Origin of the sequence: Allobacillus salarius (assembly GCF_007559425.1) — a bacterium.
Classification (GTDB): Bacteria; Bacillota; Bacilli; order Bacillales; family Alkalibacillaceae; genus Allobacillus; species Allobacillus salarius.
Genome location: NZ_VMHE01000011.1, coordinates 1 through 15,644, shown reverse-complemented (window position 1 = coordinate 15,644; position 15,644 = coordinate 1). Strand labels below are relative to the sequence as shown.

Sequence of the window (15,644 nt, the reverse complement as noted above, 5' to 3'; positions counted from 1 at the left end):
TACAGGATTTGTGAATTTTCAGTCAACTATTGTTTTGTATTATTTTCTTCCTCTTCTCATTTTTTCAAATTTCGAGCGAAGGTCTTGGTCAAGTAAGATCTTATGTTTGGGAGCTAACTTCTGGTTATTCGCTAGGTCGATTTGGATGTCTTTTTCCATACGCTGAATCTCCAAAAACAGCTCCCGAGCCGACTTTCGTAACGCTCCTTGTGAAAAAACAGTCCATTGTTCTTGAAAGTCAGATGTTGCTACATACACTTTCGTTTTGACGTTTTTTACTTCTTTGATCAATTTTTCAATCGCTTCATCAGCTGTTTCATTTTCTTTCGTATAAATCAATTGAACTTTTTTGAATGTTTCGCGGCTCTCTGGCCCTTTAACATTATAAGCATCGAATACGACAATGATCCGATAATCCATATAAGCTTGAAATTCCGCTAACAACTCAACTAACTTCGCCCGTGCCTCTTCTAAGCTTTTTTCTTTTAACTCCTTCAGCACGGGCCAATCACCAATCATGTTGTAGCCATCAACAATGAGTACAATCATGGATCATTCACCTAACGGATTCCGTTTTCGGTATACTTCATACATGAGCAAGCTCGCCGAAACAGAAGCATTTAGTGATGTAACATGACCAACCATCGGCAATTTAATATGCCAATCACACTTTTTCGCGACCAAGCGGCTGATTCCTTTTCCTTCACTGCCAATCACAAGAGCTAGCGGCATATCATACGTTCCTTGTCGATAATCTTCGGAAGCTGAAGCGTCGGTTCCAACTACCCAAATGTTTTCCTCTTTCAATCGCTCGATTGTTTGTGCCATATTCGTCACTCGGGCGACAGGAACGTATTCAATCGCACCGGTAGATGCTTTCGCTACCGTTTGTGTCAGTTGCACTGAACGTCTTTTTGGAATAATGATTCCATGCACACCAATTGCATCGGCTGTACGCATAATGGATCCTAAGTTATGTGGATCCTCCAACTCATCTAACAGGACGAAAAAAGGAGTCTCGTTTTTATCTTCTGGAATACGAAGCAAATCTTCGAGATCTATATATTCATATGCAGCAACAGAAGCAGCGACACCTTGGTGATGTTCACCTAATTGGTCAAGTTTATTTCTCGGCACTTTTTGCACATGAATATTCGCTTGCTTCGCTGCCTGTATGAGCTCACCTTGAGCAGCAGGCTTCATCGTCTCCAGAACAAGCATTTTGTTCATGGCACGTCCCGATTTCAATGTTTCTAGTACGGCATTTCTTCCTACAATCCATTCTTCACTCACGTTTCGCTCTCCTTTCTTCTGCGTCCATAATCGCCATCGATATCAATTGTTCCAGTCGATCTGTCTCTTGATTTAAATATAAATAGCCGAGTAATGCTTCAAAAGCGGTACTTAGTCGATATGTCTGTACATCCGTACTCTTCGGTTTGTTCGACTTTGCGTTTCTCCCTCTGCGCACGATCGCTTCTTCTTTCTCCGTTAGAAATCCGTCATCAAGCCAGCTTTTCACCGTAGATGCTTGTGCTGTTGCCGCAACAATTGATATAGCGGATTGGTGAAGCTTTTGCGGCTTCACCTCTCCTTTTTCAATTAAATACGCCCTAACGTAAACTTCATAGATGGCATCACCCATATAAGCAAGTGCCAAGCTTTTCATTTGAAATGGTTCAGTCATACATTCACTTCCGCTTCCATCGAGTTCCTTGTGGCGTATCCTCTAATACAATGCCTTTTTCATCCAATAAATCGCGAATTTCGTCCGCACGACCGAAATTCCGGTCCTTCCTTGCTTGAACACGTTCTTCTATTAATTGTTCAATCTCTTCATCAAGTAGCTCCTCTGTCTCTAACTTCAGTCCGAGTACTCCAGTAATTTCTTCAAACAGCTCGATGAAAACATCGATAACTGTTGTATCTGTCTGTTTGTTTTCCAAATAACGGTTGGCGTCTTTTGCCAATTCAAACAGAACTGAAATCGCATTGGCAGTATTGAAGTCATCTTTCATTTCTTCAATGAAGCTTGAACGATGTGCGTCAATGGAATCCATCCACTGTGCATGGTTATCTGTTAAGTTTACACTTGTTTCTTTTCGATATAACAAATTTTGATAAGCCGTTTGGATTCGATCAAAGCTATTACGCGTATTTTCAATGACCGACTGGCTGAAGTTAATCGGATTGCGGTAATGAACACTTAGCATGAAAAATCGAATGATGTTTGGATCAAACTGCTCAATGATATCTTTCACCAAAATAAAGTTACCTAGTGATTTAGACATTTTTTCATTTTCTATTTGAATATAACCATTATGAATCCAATAGTTTGCGAACGTTTTGTCATTATTCGCTTCAGACTGTGCAATCTCATTTTCATGGTGTGGGAAAGTTAAGTCTTGACCACCCGCATGGATATCGATTGTTTCACCTAAATATTTTTTCGCCATAGCTGAACATTCGATATGCCACCCCGGTCGTCCTTCTCCCCAAGGACTTTCCCAAGAGATTTCGCCATCTTTCGCTTTTTTCCATAAAGCAAAATCAAGCGGATCGTCTTTCTTCTCTCCAACTTGTATTCTCGCTCCAGAGCGAAGTTCGTCTATCGATTGATGAGATAACTTCCCATATTCTTCAAACTTTCTTGTCCGATAGTATACATCTCCATCCACTTCATAAGCAAAGCCTTTTTCAATTAATCCTTCAATGAAAGCAATGATCTCTTCCATGGATTCGGTAACTCTCGGATGGTGAACCGCTTCTTGAACGTGTAATTTAGAAACATCCTCTTTATACGCTTTGATAAAGCGTTCGGCGATGTCCGGAACTTCCTCACCTAGTTCTTTAGCTGCTTTGATTAATTTATCGTCGACATCTGTAAAGTTTAATACGTATTCCACTTCGTATCCGACATACTCCAAGAAACGACGAACCGTATCAAAGACGATTGCTGGGCGGGCATTTCCGATATGAATATAGTTGTAAACGGTCGGCCCACACACATACATCTTTACTTTACCTTCTTCTATCGGTTGAAATTCCTCTTTTTTCCGCGTTAACGAATTGTATAACTTAATCGTCATCCACAGACACTCCTTTCAGCTTAGCCAGTTCTTTCTCCAATTCTTTGATCCTGCCTTCTAAACGGTTGCAATGCTCTTGGACCGGATCCGGCATTTTATGGTGATCTAAATTTTTACTTACTTTCACACCATTTTGGACAACGACACGTCCAGGTATGCCAACAACGGTTGAATGCTTCGGCACGTCTTTCAATACAACGGACCCTGCTCCAATTTTTGAATGTTCTTCAATCGTGATGGAGCCTAATACTTTCGCGCCGGTTGCAACAAGCACATTATCCTTAAGTGTTGGATGCCTTTTTCCTTTCTCTTTACCTGTTCCACCAAGTGTTACTCCTTGATACAACGTTACATTATCACCAATTTCACACGTTTCACCGATGACGACCGCCATTCCATGGTCGATAAAAAAGCGGCGTCCGATTTTTGCTCCTGGGTGAATTTCAATTCCAGTGAAAAAACGACTGACTTGTGAAATGACACGAGCGATAAATTTCATATTCCGTTTATGAAAGCCATGTGCAAAGCGATGTGCCCAAACGGCATGCACGCCAGAATACGTCAATAAGACTTCAAACGTATTTCTTGCTGCAGGGTCTTGGTCAAAGACGACTTTCACATCATCTTTCAATAAACTGAAAAATTTTCTCATATCCATCCTCCTCCCTTTGTTGCTTATATCCTCTTGAACAAAAATGATGTTCTCTGGTAGATGGCGGCTTTCTAAAAATTGCATTTCGAGTTATAAAGCTACTTAACACAAAAAGCCTCTGTCTATCATTCAATAGACAGAGGCGTATATTTAACGCGGTTCCACTCTGCTTCAAGGCGTGTAACACCTATCGCTCAGACGGATAACGATCGCTACTCGCTTTTTCTTACTGAATTTCAGAAAAAGAACTCCGAGGGGCATTTCACCGATTGTCCGGAAAGCTGTTCTCACCTTTACAGCTCTCTCTGTGATCCTTTCAGTCGGCTACTTTTCCTCATCTACGTTTTTATTCCTTGATATATTGTTATTATATACAAAAAACCATTGTTGTTACGAATTATTTAACTCATCAATTAACTGACCTAATCGATGAATGACCGTTTCTTTTCCAAGTAAGTGGATTGCCTGTGGTAATTCAGGTCCGTTTGTCTCAGCTGTCGTTGCAACGCGGATTGGCATGAATAACTTCTTGCCTTTGTTTCCAGTATCTTTTTGAGTTGCTTTAATTGCCGCTTTAATATCGTCCGCTTCAAAAGATTCTAATCCTTCTAGCTGCGTTTTGAAGTTGGCAAGCATTTCAGGAACGTGTTCTTGATTGAGAACATCCATCGCTTCACCTGAATACTCCGCTTCTTTCTTGAAGAACAATTCGGTCAACTCTACAATTTCAGCACCGTAGCTTAGCTGTTCTTTGTATAACGCAATCAATTCATGAACCCACTTTTCTGTCTCTTCATCAGCATTTTCTTCGATTTTACCTGCTTTTAATAAGTGTGGTTTTGCTAATTGAATGACTCGCTCCAAAGAGCTTGACTTAATATATTGGTTGTTCATCCACTTTAATTTCGCACTATCAAAAACAGCCGGTGATGTTGATAATCGCTCAGGGTCGAACATTTCAATAAATTCTTCTTTTGTAAAGATTTCTTCTTCTCCAACTGGGGACCAACCAAGCAAGGAAATGAAGTTAAACAAAGCTTCAGGCAAATAACCTAACTCTTCGTACTGTTCAATGAACTGAATAATACTTTCATCACGTTTACTGAGTTTCTTTCTTTCTTCATTGACGATCAACGTCATATGCGCATAAGTAGGCACTTCCCAATCAAATGCACGATAGATCATCATTTGTTTTGGTGTATTTGAAATATGGTCTTCACCACGAAGGACATGCGTAATTTTCATTAGATGGTCATCAACTGCTACCGCAAAGTTGTACGTCGGTGTGCCATCTTTTTTCAAAATAACCCAATCACCAAAGTCAGCTGATTCAAACGTTATTTTCCCTTTCACGATATCGAAAAAGGTATAAGTTTCTTGACTTGGAACGCGCAAACGAATGCTAGGCTTACGACCTTCCTGTTCGTATTTCTCTTGTTCTTCTTGAGTCAGATTGCGGTGTGCACCAGAGTACATTGGGACTTGGCCCTTCGCCCGCTGTTCTTCTCTTTCTTGCTCTAATTCGTCTTCCGTCATATAGCATTTATAAGCTAGATCACGTTCCAATAACTCATCAACATATTTTCGGTAAATGTCCAATCGCTCCATTTGGCGATACGGGCCATAGTCGCCTTCACGATCGATACTTTCATCCCAATCGATTCCTAGCCATTTCAAATAATTAAGCTGACTAAGCTCTCCACCTTCAACGTTTCTCTTCTGGTCGGTATCTTCAATACGGATGATGAATTTACCGCCTGTATGTCTAGCGTATAAATAGTTAAACAAAGCTGTTCGAGCATTTCCAATATGCAAATGTCCAGTCGGACTTGGTGCATAGCGTACACGTACTTCTTGTGCTGACATGGTGATATTCCCTCCATCAATAAAAATTACTGTTTATTTTTGTTGCAAAAGAATCACAGCTTGTGCAGCGATCCCTTCTTTTCTACCGATAAAGCTTAACTGTTCAGTCGTTGTCGCTTTTACATTAATTTGATCCGTTTCCGCTTGCAGTAATTCGGCTACTACTTTGCGGATATCGTCTATATAAGGAGCCATTTTCGGTGCTTGCGCAATGACCGTACAATCAATATTGACTAATGTGAATCCTTTTTGTTCTACAAGTGCCCAAACATGACGAAGCAATTCTTTTGAATCTGCATCTTTATAGGCTGGGTCTGTGTCAGGGAAATGCTTCCCGATGTCCCCTTCCCCAATTGCTCCAAGGGCAGCATCTGCTATTGTGTGTAATAAAACATCCGCATCCGAGTGCCCGATTAACCCTTGATCATGCGGTATTTCAACGCCTCCGATAATGCAAGGGCGATTCGGTGCAAACTGATGTACATCAAAACCTTGTCCAATCCGAAACAATTATAGCTCCTCCTCTTGTTTAGAATGCCTATTTATTTGTAGCATATTTTCAGCTCTTTGTATATCCTCCGGTGTTGTCAGCTTCATATTCCGGTAACTGCCTTCCACCACTTCAACTGCTTGGTCCATTAACTCAACCAATTGCACATCATCTGTCGCCTGGATACCTTCGTTGTGTGCCCATTCATGAGCGCGCTGAATTAAGTCATATCGAAATGCTTGCGGCGTTTGAGCGGCGTATAACTCGCTTCGTTTCAACGTTTTCACACGACCGCCTTCAACTTGCTTAATCGTATCCGTAACGGGAACAGCGAGAAACGCAGCACCTGTCCTCTCTGTTGCTTTATGTAATCGGTGTAGCTCTTCCTGGCTCACAAATGGCCTAGCACCATCGTGAATCATCGTTAGCTTAGATGGGTCGGCCGCTTCCAGCCCTAACCGCACACTGTCTTGACGCTCTTTTCCACCTGTTACAAACTGCCTTACTTTCGAAAAATTCTTTTCTGCTACAATCGATTCAATCATTGCTCGATCGTTTGGCTGTATAACTAAATAGATTGCCTCACACCAATCATCTTGTTCAAAAACATCTATTGTATGCGCAAGTAACGGTTCCGAACCGATAGTAATAAATTGCTTATTCACATTTGCTTTCATTCTCTTTCCTTGACCAGCCGCCAATATAATGACCTGATATGATTCCATAGGATCCTCCTGCATTTTGGTTGAACACAAATTCAACAACGAATTTCAACATATCTTTCTTAATAAAAGGTTGGCTTTCATCGCTTCAACTGAAGCTTAGAGCCAACCTTTTCGTACACTGTTTTATTATTGGGCCTGCTCAAAAGCTTTCGGCTTGGCAAAGATCATTCTACCAGCAGAAGTTTGCAAGACGCTGGTAACAATAACTTTAATTGTTTTTCCGATGAAATTCTTACCTTCCTCGATGACAATCATTGTCCCGTCATCCAAGTAAGCTACACCTTGATCATCTTCTTTTCCTGCCTTAATCACATGTACTTGCATTTTTTCTCCTGGTAGCACAATCGGCTTCACAGCATTTGCAAGGTCATTAATATTCAACACACTCACGTTTTGAAACTCCGAAACCTTATTTAAATTATAATCATTCGTCACTAAAATACCATCCAGAAGCTTAGTCAGTTTCACAAGCTTACTATCTACTTCTTGGATGTCATCAAAGTCACCCTCATAAAATTGCACATCCACCGGTAGCTCTTTTTGCAGCCGGTTTAAAATATCCAATCCTCTGCGGCCTCGATTACGTTTCAATAAGTCAGATGAATCCGCGATATGCTGCAATTCTTCCAAAACAAAACGTGGAATCATAATGGTGCCTTCTAGAAATTTCGTTTCACAAATATCAGCTATTCGTCCATCAATAATGACACTTGTATCAAGAATTTTCGGCTTGATTTGTTGATTATTCGCTTTTTCTTGAGTGGTCTTCTCTTTTTCTTCTGGTCCTTTTTTAGATAAAAGACCCGCAAATTCATTTCGACGCTTAAACCCAACTTGAAAACCTAAATAGGCTAAGATAATGGACAAGAAAACGGGCAGTACCCCAGAAATAATGGGAATGCCTAGCCCTTGGACGAAGGTGTTGATCAAAAATGCAATCAACAATCCGACGACGAGCCCGATACTTCCAAACAATAAATCGGCCACTGGTACCCCGACTAACTTCTCTTCGATAAAAACTAAAAATCCAACGATATAATCCGCTATAAATAAACTAATAAAAAAGAATATGAGTGCACCTAAAAATAAACCAAAATACGGAACGAGCCAGCTCGGCATATAGTTTGCGACCTGGTTAATATCGGGGACATATAAAAAACCAATCATTCCACCGGCCACCAATATAAATAATTGGACAACCTTCTTTAGCATCTCAGCACCTCCTTTGTGCATCATTAAAAAAGTATTTTTGGGTGGTTCAAATTATACCACCCGCTTATTTGATAGTCAAAAGATACAAACAGAACAGTATATCATCGTTAAAGTTATATGTCAATTTGGTTACAATGATTTAACAGATTTATTCTAGAGCTATCCGTAAAGCATCATGGACTGAATCGACACCTACTAAATCAATGCCATCTGGTTTCGTAATACCACTCAAATTCCGATTTGGTAGGATCACCCGTTTAAAGCCTAATTTCTGCGCTTCTTTGATTCGCTGCTCAATCCGTGAAACGCGTCGGATTTCACCTGTAAGTCCTACTTCTCCGATAAATACATCGTCTTTTTGTGTCGGCTGGTCTCTAAAGCTTGAAGCAATACACACAGCGACAGCGAGGTCAATGGCTGGCTCATCTAACTTTACGCCGCCCGCTACTTTCACATAAGCATCTTGGTTTTGCAGGAGAAGGCCTGCTCGCTTTTCTAAAACGGCCATCAATAAAGGCACACGGTTATGGTCTAATCCAGTCGCCATTCTTCTAGCATTCCCAAATTGCGTCGGGGAAATAAGTGCTTGGATTTCTACGAGCATCGGTCTTGTCCCTTCCATCGAGGCAACAATCGTCGATCCGGCAATTCCTTGTGATCGCTCTTCTAAGAAAATCTCAGAAGGATTACTAACTTCGACCAACCCTTCTTCTTTCATTTCAAAAATACCCATTTCATGCGTGCTACCGAAACGATTTTTTACACTGCGCAAAATACGGAAAGCATGATGACGCTCACCTTCAAAATAAAGAACCGTATCCACCATATGTTCAAGCAGACGAGGACCAGCAATTGCTCCCTCTTTCGTCACGTGGCCTACAATAAAAATGGGTATGCCTTTGGTTTTGGCGACTTTCATTAAGGCTGAGGTACATTCTCGAACTTGCGAAACAGATCCTGCTGCGGAAGTGACAGTATCTAAATAGATTGTTTGAATCGAGTCAATGACGACAAAATCAGGATTCATTTCATTGATGGAGTCGATGACATACTCCAAATTTGTTTCTGAAAGAATGTACAATGAATCGTTATTAATATTTAGCCGACTCGCGCGAAGTTTCGTTTGTTTCTCTGATTCCTCCCCAGAAATATAAAGAGCTGCATGTTTTGCGGCTGCTAATTGGGATGATAGCTGTAATAATAACGTAGACTTCCCAATACCGGGGTCTCCACCAATTAACACAAGCGAACCTGGTACAACTCCCCCGCCGAGAACCCGATTCATTTCTTCCATATCAATTCGTATACGTTTCTCATCTTGCATGGACACTTCACTAATTGTCGTAGGCTTTCGTCTCGTTCTACTTTCCTGTTGTCCGAATGTATGTCGTTCTTTCGTCGTTTGTAACTTTTCTTCAACAAAGGTATTCCATTGATGACAGGCCGGACACTTTCCCATCCATTTTGGGGATTCATATCCACATTCCTGACACATGAAAACTGTTTTTTTCTTTGCCATTTTCAGGCTCCTTTTCTATCGATCTTTCGAGTTAGTTGCTCACTCATTTTATAGTTCTATTGTACAAGAAAAAAACAGCCAGCGGGTACATTTCCTACTGGCTGTTTGAATAAATTAGCAACTATTTTACGTCTTCAAAAGCTTTTTTCGCAGAGACATAGAAATCACCGTTATCATCTACATCGATTTCAACCGACTCACCTTTTTCCAAGTCACCTTTCAGTAACTCTTCAGAAAGGAAGTCTTCGACGTTTTTCTGAAGGGAACGGCGGAGAGGGCGAGCCCCGTATTCTAAGTCCATTCCTTCGTCAGCGATTTTGTTAATCGCCTTTTCTGAAAGTGTAAAGTGGATTTCATTTTCTTCTAAACGATCCTGAAGCTGTTTCACCATCAATTTAACAATTTGACGGATATGCTTCTCTTCAAGTGAATGGAAGACGATCGTGTCGTCGATCCGGTTTAAAAACTCTGGGCGGAATGCTTTCTTCAATTCTTCCAACACTTTATCTTTCATACTCTTATAATCTCGTTTATCATCACTTAAGCTGAAGCCAACGGATTTTTCCCGACGTAATTCATGTGCGCCGACGTTGGATGTCATAATTAAAATCGTATTTCTGAAATCAACTGTTCTTCCTTTTGAGTCAGTTAAGCGACCGTCTTCAAGTACTTGTAGCAAAATATTGAACACTTCTGGGTGAGCTTTTTCAATCTCATCCAACAGAATAACGGAATATGGTTTTTGACGGACTTTTTCTGTTAACTGGCCGCCTTCATCGTAACCTACATATCCTGGAGGCGAACCGACAAGTCGAGATGTCGCGTGCTTTTCCATATACTCGGACATATCAATTCGAATCATCGCATCTTCTTCTCCGAACATCGTTGATGCCAATGCGCGAGCAAGTTCTGTCTTACCGACACCAGTTGGTCCTAAGAAAATGAATGAACCAATTGGACGTTTCGGATCTTTTAGTCCAGCACGAGCTCTTCGAATTGCTTTCGAGATGGATTGAACCGCCTCTTCCTGTCCAATTACTCGGTTATGCAAGTTTTCCTCTAAGTTCAATAGACGTCCTTTTTCGTCTTTTTCCATCCGTGAAACTGGAACACCAGTCCATGTGGAGACGACATGAGCAATATCATCTAATGTCACTTCGGAACTCTCTTGCCCTTGTTTTTCTTTCCATTCATTTTTCGTTTTCTCAACTTCATCTTTCAGCTTTTGTTCTTTGTCTCGTAAAGAAGCTGCCGTTTCAAACTCTTGGCTTTGAACAGCTGCATCTTTCTCCTTCTTCACTTCATCCAGCTTTTCCTCCAACTCTTTCAAGTTTGGTGGAACGGTATAGTTACGAAGTCTGACACGAGATGCCGCTTCATCAATTAAATCAATGGCCTTATCCGGTAGGAACCGGTCCGTGATATAACGATCTGATAAGCGCACTGCACTTTCGATCGCATCATCTGAAATTGTCACACGGTGGTGTGCTTCATAACGATCACGAAGTCCTTGTAAGATTTTAATCGATTCTTCTGTCGTTGGTTCAGACACTTGAATTGGCTGGAAACGACGTTCTAACGCAGCATCCTTCTCGATATACTTACGGTATTCATCCAATGTCGTAGCACCGATACACTGCAGTTCACCACGAGCTAACGCTGGTTTAAGAATGTTGGATGCGTCAATCGCACCTTCTGCTCCACCAGCACCAATTAATGTGTGCAATTCATCAATGAATAAAATGATATTTTTCGCTTGGCGAATTTCTTCAATGACTTTTTTCAAACGGTCTTCGAATTCACCACGGTATTTCGTACCCGCAACAACGGTACCCATATCTAATGTCATCACTCGTTTATCGCGAAGAATTTCAGGGACTTCATTATTTACAATTTGCTGCGCTAATCCTTCTGCGATCGCCGTTTTACCAACACCTGGCTCACCAATTAATACAGGGTTATTTTTTCGGCGGCGGCTAAGCACTTGAATCACTCGCTCGATTTCCTCACTTCGTCCAATAACTGGATCTACATTTCCTTCTCGAGCAGTAGCTGTTAAATCAGAAGCTAATGAATCGAGTGTTGGTGTTTGTGCATTTGAGTTTTGTTTTTGCTTCCGCTGATGTGGGTTACCTGATGTCGAGTCATTACTGCCAAGTAGTTGCAATACTTGCTGGCGTGCCTTATTTAAGCTGACACCTAAGTTATTGAATACGCGAGCTGCTACTCCTTCACCTTCACGGATTAATCCTAAAAGAATGTGCTCTGTTCCGACATAGGAATGATTCAACTTTCTTGCTTCATCCATGGAAAGTTCAATTACTTTTTTAGCACGTGGCGTATAATGAATCGTTTGATTCTTCGCCTCTCCCTTTCCAATTAACTGTTCAACTTCTTGTTGTATTTTTTCACTATCGATATCAAGCGATTTCAATGCCTTAGCAGCAATGCCTTCGCCTTCTTTAATCAATCCCAACAAAATATGTTCCGTTCCAATGTTGTTGTGGCCTAATCGTAAGGCTTCTTCTTGTGAAAGTGCCAATACTTTTTGTGCTCTTTCTGTAAATTTACCAAACATCATATTTAAATGACCTCCTTTTATTTCTCTTCTTCCAACGTTAGTCGTTCTCGAATCAATTTAGCGCGAAATACATCCCGTTCACTCGGTGAGAGTCCTTTCTTTGCATAATGCTGTAAGAAACCGGGCTGTGTTAATACCATTAATTCATTCAAGATTGTTTTAGAAATACCTTTAATCCATCCTAAATCAATTGCTAAACGAATATCTGACAAGCATTTCGACGCTTCCTTCGATTGAATGATTCGGCTATTGGATAAAATTCCGTACGAGCGAAACAGTTTATCTTCTAACTGTATACCCGATTGCTGAACAATCCATTCTCTGGACTTACGTTCGCTATCAATTAATTCTCTTACTACACTTGTTAAATCTTGAATGATTTCTTCCTCAGACTTTCCTAAGGTCACTTGATTGGATACTTGATAAAGGTTGCCTAATGCCTCGCTACCTTCTCCATAGATCCCACGCACAACTAACCCTAGCTTGTTGATCTCAGGAACAATCTGATTCATCTGATTTGTCATTGTCAATGCCGGAAGATGCATCATAACGGATGCTCTTAACCCTGTACCGACATTTGTCGGGCAACTCGTTAAATAGCCTTTCCCTTCATCAAAAGCATATCCAATTTTACTCTCGATCCAATCATCGATTTCAAATGCAGTATCTACTGCTTTTTTCAGTTGCAATCCTGGATAATAGATTTGCAATCGTAAATGATCTTCTTCATTGACCATTATTGAAACTTGTTCGTTTTTTGAAATGAGAACAGCCCCACTGCGTTCATTCTCAGCTAAATTCGGACTAATCAAGTGCTTCTCAATTAAAACCCTTTTTTCTACCGGATCAAGGTCTGAAATCTTAGCAAGTTGAAAATCTTTAAATCCATTGAACGTTTGGCCATTAAACTCTTCTTCCATGTACTCTAATACCTTTTCTAATGGTTCTTCTTTACCACTAGTAGGAAAAGGAACTTTATCCAAGTTTCTTGCTAAACGAATGCGACTGCTTAAAACGATATCGTTATCCTCTCCACCGTCATTTAACCAAGGGCTGATGGCATCGTCTATAAAGTCCTGCAATGACATTATGCTTCACCACCTTTTCGTTCCTCTTCTAACTCTTGCTTTAATTGATTGATTTGATCCCTTATTGTTGCTGCTTCTTCAAAGGCTTCCGTTTGAATTGCTTCTTGCAATTTTGCTCGCAAATTTTCAACCTCACGCTGCTTGTGTAAATTTCCACCGATTCTTTTCGGGATCTTTCCAACATGTTCAGTATTCCCACTATGAACTCGCTTTAGAAGGGGTGTCAAGTAGGAAGAGAACGACTCGTAACAATGGCTACAGCCAAACTTTCCTTTTCTGCGGAATTCTCCATAGGTCATCCCGCAATAGTCACATTGCGTTGTCGTCTCCGGTTTGATGCTTTGACTTTTATTGAATGCCGAATCGAGTGGAACCATACTTGTCAAGAACTGATGCATAGAAAGGTGCTGGTTGGAAAAATCCATATAGCCTTCTTTCTCTGCACACTTTTCACATAAATGGACCTCATCTTTTTTTCCATTGATCACTTGAGTATAATGCACACTAGCGGTGTTCTCATGACATCTTTGACATTCCACATGAATCCCTCCTATCGATCGTGAACCTTCAATGTCATAATTAACTCGCGAAACAATTTTGATCGAATAATATCTCGATTGGGTAACGGAATAGATAATACATCCCGATGTAAAAGTTTATTCATTAAATGGGACTCTCTTTCGGTTAATAGTCGCTCTTCATATAACCGGTCTAATAAGTCCATACTTGCCTGTTGTGATAACGGATTATCCGTGATTGAGAGCATCTCATCCAGTAATGCTTGCTTTGATTTAGGGCTTAATCGTATGATACGAATATAGCCCCCGCCTCCACGCTTACTCTCGACAATATATCCCTTTTCGGCAGTAAAGCGTGTTTTGATGACGTAATTGATTTGCGAAGGAACACACTCAAAGCGATCTGCTATCTCACTTCTTTTTATTTCAACAATATCTTCACCACTCAACTGAAGCACTCTCTTTAAATATGCTTCAATGACATCAGATATATTCTTCAACGTGCGAACCCTCCTTTTCACTATAATTCCCTTTAACCTACTTAAATAAAAGTCAATTGTATGAACTTTGACTTTGACTATCTTTGACTATAAGTTTATTATACTTATTTTTATGTTCGATGCAAAATATTTTGCTTCATTTTATAAAAAAGATGATTCTTATTTCGAACCATCTTCTCGTTGTTATAATTTTGGCTTATGGACATACGTTACATACTGAATGCGACTAATTTCATCTAGTAATTCATGTCGGTTAAATAATTGATCCTTCTCAAGCTCAATATATATATTACGCTGATCGACACTCTCTGTTTCAATTTCAATTCTCTTAATGTATAAGTCATACGTTTCAAATACATCCAAGATATCACCGACATTCGCTCTGTTATCAACCATGAGGTGTATGTGATATCTTCCTTTGTCTTTCGAAAACAGTTTTTCGAATGAATTTAAAAATACTAAGCTAAGCAAAACAACAATCGTCGTTAAAATGGCCAACGGGTACAAACCTGCACCAACGACCAATCCAATACCTGCTACAGTCCAAATCGATGCTGCAGTTGTTAAACCACGAATTGTCATGCCGTGAACCATAATCGTACCTGCACCTAAAAAACCAATTCCACTGATGACATACGAAGGTATTCTCGCAGGGTCAAATCGAATGTTATCATATTGAGAAATGTATTGATCGAACCCGTACAATGACAAAAGCATCATCATACAAGCTCCCACTCCAACTAATATATGTGTACGAAAGCCTGCCTGGTGTTTTTTTAACTCCCTTTCAAAACCGATCAAACCACAAAGTACGGTAGCTAATGTTATACGCAGAAGCATATCTGAGAAGTTTTCCCCAAAAAGTTGATTCATCGATTCAATCATTCTCTCTCTCCTCACTTATTTATACTGTAAGTTCTGCTATAGCATGATGTTCCATAACAATGTCAGTCAAAGCTAAGTGCTATGTAGGATTTACTCATGCAAATACTTCACTATACCCTAAAAACGTTGTGAAATATCCAATATGACGAAGTAAAATCCTTATTTTAAAAAATCGATAAGAAAGAACTCATAACACCTTGTTTACCACTGATATTCGTATGGCGATAAAACTATGGTTATGCAAAGAAAAATCAAATATACTTTTTAATGTGCAAAAAAAGCCAAGAAGATTTCTTCTTGGCTTTGACCGCCCGGCAACGTCCTACTCTTGCAGGGGAAAAACCCCAACTACCATCGGCGCTAGAGAGCTTAACTTCTGTGTTCGGAATGGGAACAGGTGTGACCTCTCTGCTATCGTCACCGGACAAGTATGATTTTTTATAAGGCATATACCTTCAAAACTAGATAAGAAGCAATACATCATCAAGTAAGTTAAGTCCTCGACCGATTAGTATCCGT

The 15,644-nt window shown here is 40.3% G+C and carries 15 protein-coding genes, 1 rRNA gene and 1 other annotated feature; all 16 genes read right to left on the bottom strand.

Annotation, left to right across the window (positions count from 1 at the left end):
• Positions 1-39: 39 nt before the first annotated feature.
• The 16 genes from FPQ13_RS07520 to rrf all read right to left on the bottom strand — a co-directional run bounded on the left by FPQ13_RS07520 (position 40) and on the right by rrf (position 15,550).
• Positions 40-549 (bottom strand): NYN domain-containing protein, encoded by a 510-nt coding sequence (locus FPQ13_RS07520; RefSeq protein ID WP_144088728.1) that lies wholly within the window; start codon positions 547-549, stop codon positions 40-42.
• Positions 550-552: 3 nt separating this feature from the next.
• Positions 553-1,293, bottom strand: coding sequence for a 23S rRNA (guanosine(2251)-2'-O)-methyltransferase RlmB (gene rlmB / locus FPQ13_RS07515; protein WP_144088727.1), 741 nt, complete (start codon positions 1,291-1,293; stop codon positions 553-555).
• Positions 1,286-1,687, bottom strand: coding sequence for a Mini-ribonuclease 3 (locus tag FPQ13_RS07510; protein WP_144088726.1), 402 nt, complete (start codon positions 1,685-1,687; stop codon positions 1,286-1,288). The genes rlmB and FPQ13_RS07510 overlap by 8 nt, the downstream gene beginning before the upstream one ends.
• A gap of 4 nt (positions 1,688-1,691) precedes the next feature.
• Positions 1,692-3,089, bottom strand: a complete 1,398-nt coding sequence (gene cysS / locus FPQ13_RS07505; RefSeq protein WP_144088725.1) for a cysteine--tRNA ligase — start codon at positions 3,087-3,089, stop codon at positions 1,692-1,694.
• Positions 3,079-3,741, bottom strand: coding sequence for a serine O-acetyltransferase (gene cysE, locus FPQ13_RS07500; protein ID WP_144088724.1), 663 nt, complete (start codon positions 3,739-3,741; stop codon positions 3,079-3,081). Before cysE ends, cysS begins: the two co-directional genes overlap by 11 nt.
• A 135-nt stretch (positions 3,742-3,876) precedes the next feature.
• Positions 3,877-4,091 (bottom strand) — a binding site (T-box leader).
• A 40-nt stretch (positions 4,092-4,131) separates the two neighbouring features.
• On the bottom strand, positions 4,132-5,607 hold the full coding sequence (gene gltX / locus FPQ13_RS07495) for a glutamate--tRNA ligase (protein ID WP_144088723.1): 1,476 nt from the start codon (positions 5,605-5,607) through the stop codon (positions 4,132-4,134).
• Positions 5,608-5,640: 33 nt separating this feature from the next.
• On the bottom strand, positions 5,641-6,117 hold the full coding sequence (gene ispF / locus FPQ13_RS07490) for a 2-C-methyl-D-erythritol 2,4-cyclodiphosphate synthase (protein ID WP_144088722.1): 477 nt from the start codon (positions 6,115-6,117) through the stop codon (positions 5,641-5,643).
• Positions 6,118-6,822 (bottom strand): 2-C-methyl-D-erythritol 4-phosphate cytidylyltransferase, encoded by a 705-nt coding sequence (ispD, locus tag FPQ13_RS07485; protein ID WP_144088721.1) that lies wholly within the window; start codon positions 6,820-6,822, stop codon positions 6,118-6,120.
• Positions 6,823-6,948: 126 nt separating this feature from the next.
• On the bottom strand, positions 6,949-8,034 hold the full coding sequence (locus FPQ13_RS07480) for a PIN/TRAM domain-containing protein (protein WP_144088720.1): 1,086 nt from the start codon (positions 8,032-8,034) through the stop codon (positions 6,949-6,951).
• A gap of 148 nt (positions 8,035-8,182) precedes the next feature.
• Entirely contained in the window at positions 8,183-9,553 is a 1,371-nt protein-coding gene (radA, locus tag FPQ13_RS07475) for a DNA repair protein RadA (RefSeq protein ID WP_144088719.1), read from the bottom strand.
• A 121-nt stretch (positions 9,554-9,674) separates the two neighbouring features.
• Positions 9,675-12,134 carry an ATP-dependent Clp protease ATP-binding subunit gene (locus tag FPQ13_RS07470; RefSeq protein WP_144088718.1) on the bottom strand — a complete coding sequence of 820 codons (2,460 nt, stop codon included), beginning with the start codon at positions 12,132-12,134 and terminating at the stop codon, positions 9,675-9,677.
• Between the two features lie 17 nt (positions 12,135-12,151).
• Positions 12,152-13,222 carry a protein-arginine kinase McsB gene (gene mcsB, locus FPQ13_RS07465; protein WP_144088717.1) on the bottom strand — a complete coding sequence of 357 codons (1,071 nt, stop codon included), beginning with the start codon at positions 13,220-13,222 and terminating at the stop codon, positions 12,152-12,154.
• Positions 13,222-13,761, bottom strand: a complete 540-nt coding sequence (gene mcsA, locus FPQ13_RS07460) for a protein-arginine kinase activator protein McsA (protein ID WP_144088716.1) — start codon at positions 13,759-13,761, stop codon at positions 13,222-13,224. The genes mcsB and mcsA overlap by 1 nt, the downstream gene beginning before the upstream one ends.
• Positions 13,762-13,772: 11 nt before the next feature.
• The gene (locus FPQ13_RS07455; RefSeq protein WP_144088715.1) at positions 13,773-14,240 is read right to left on the bottom strand and encodes a CtsR family transcriptional regulator; all 468 of its coding nucleotides are present in this window, start codon (positions 14,238-14,240) and stop codon (positions 13,773-13,775) included.
• A gap of 183 nt (positions 14,241-14,423) precedes the next feature.
• Entirely contained in the window at positions 14,424-15,125 is a 702-nt protein-coding gene (locus tag FPQ13_RS07450; protein WP_186279595.1) for an MgtC/SapB family protein, read from the bottom strand.
• Positions 15,126-15,434: 309 nt separating this feature from the next.
• Positions 15,435-15,550: ribosomal RNA gene (rrf, locus tag FPQ13_RS07445) — 5S ribosomal RNA — on the bottom strand.
• Positions 15,551-15,644: the final 94 nt, after the last annotated feature.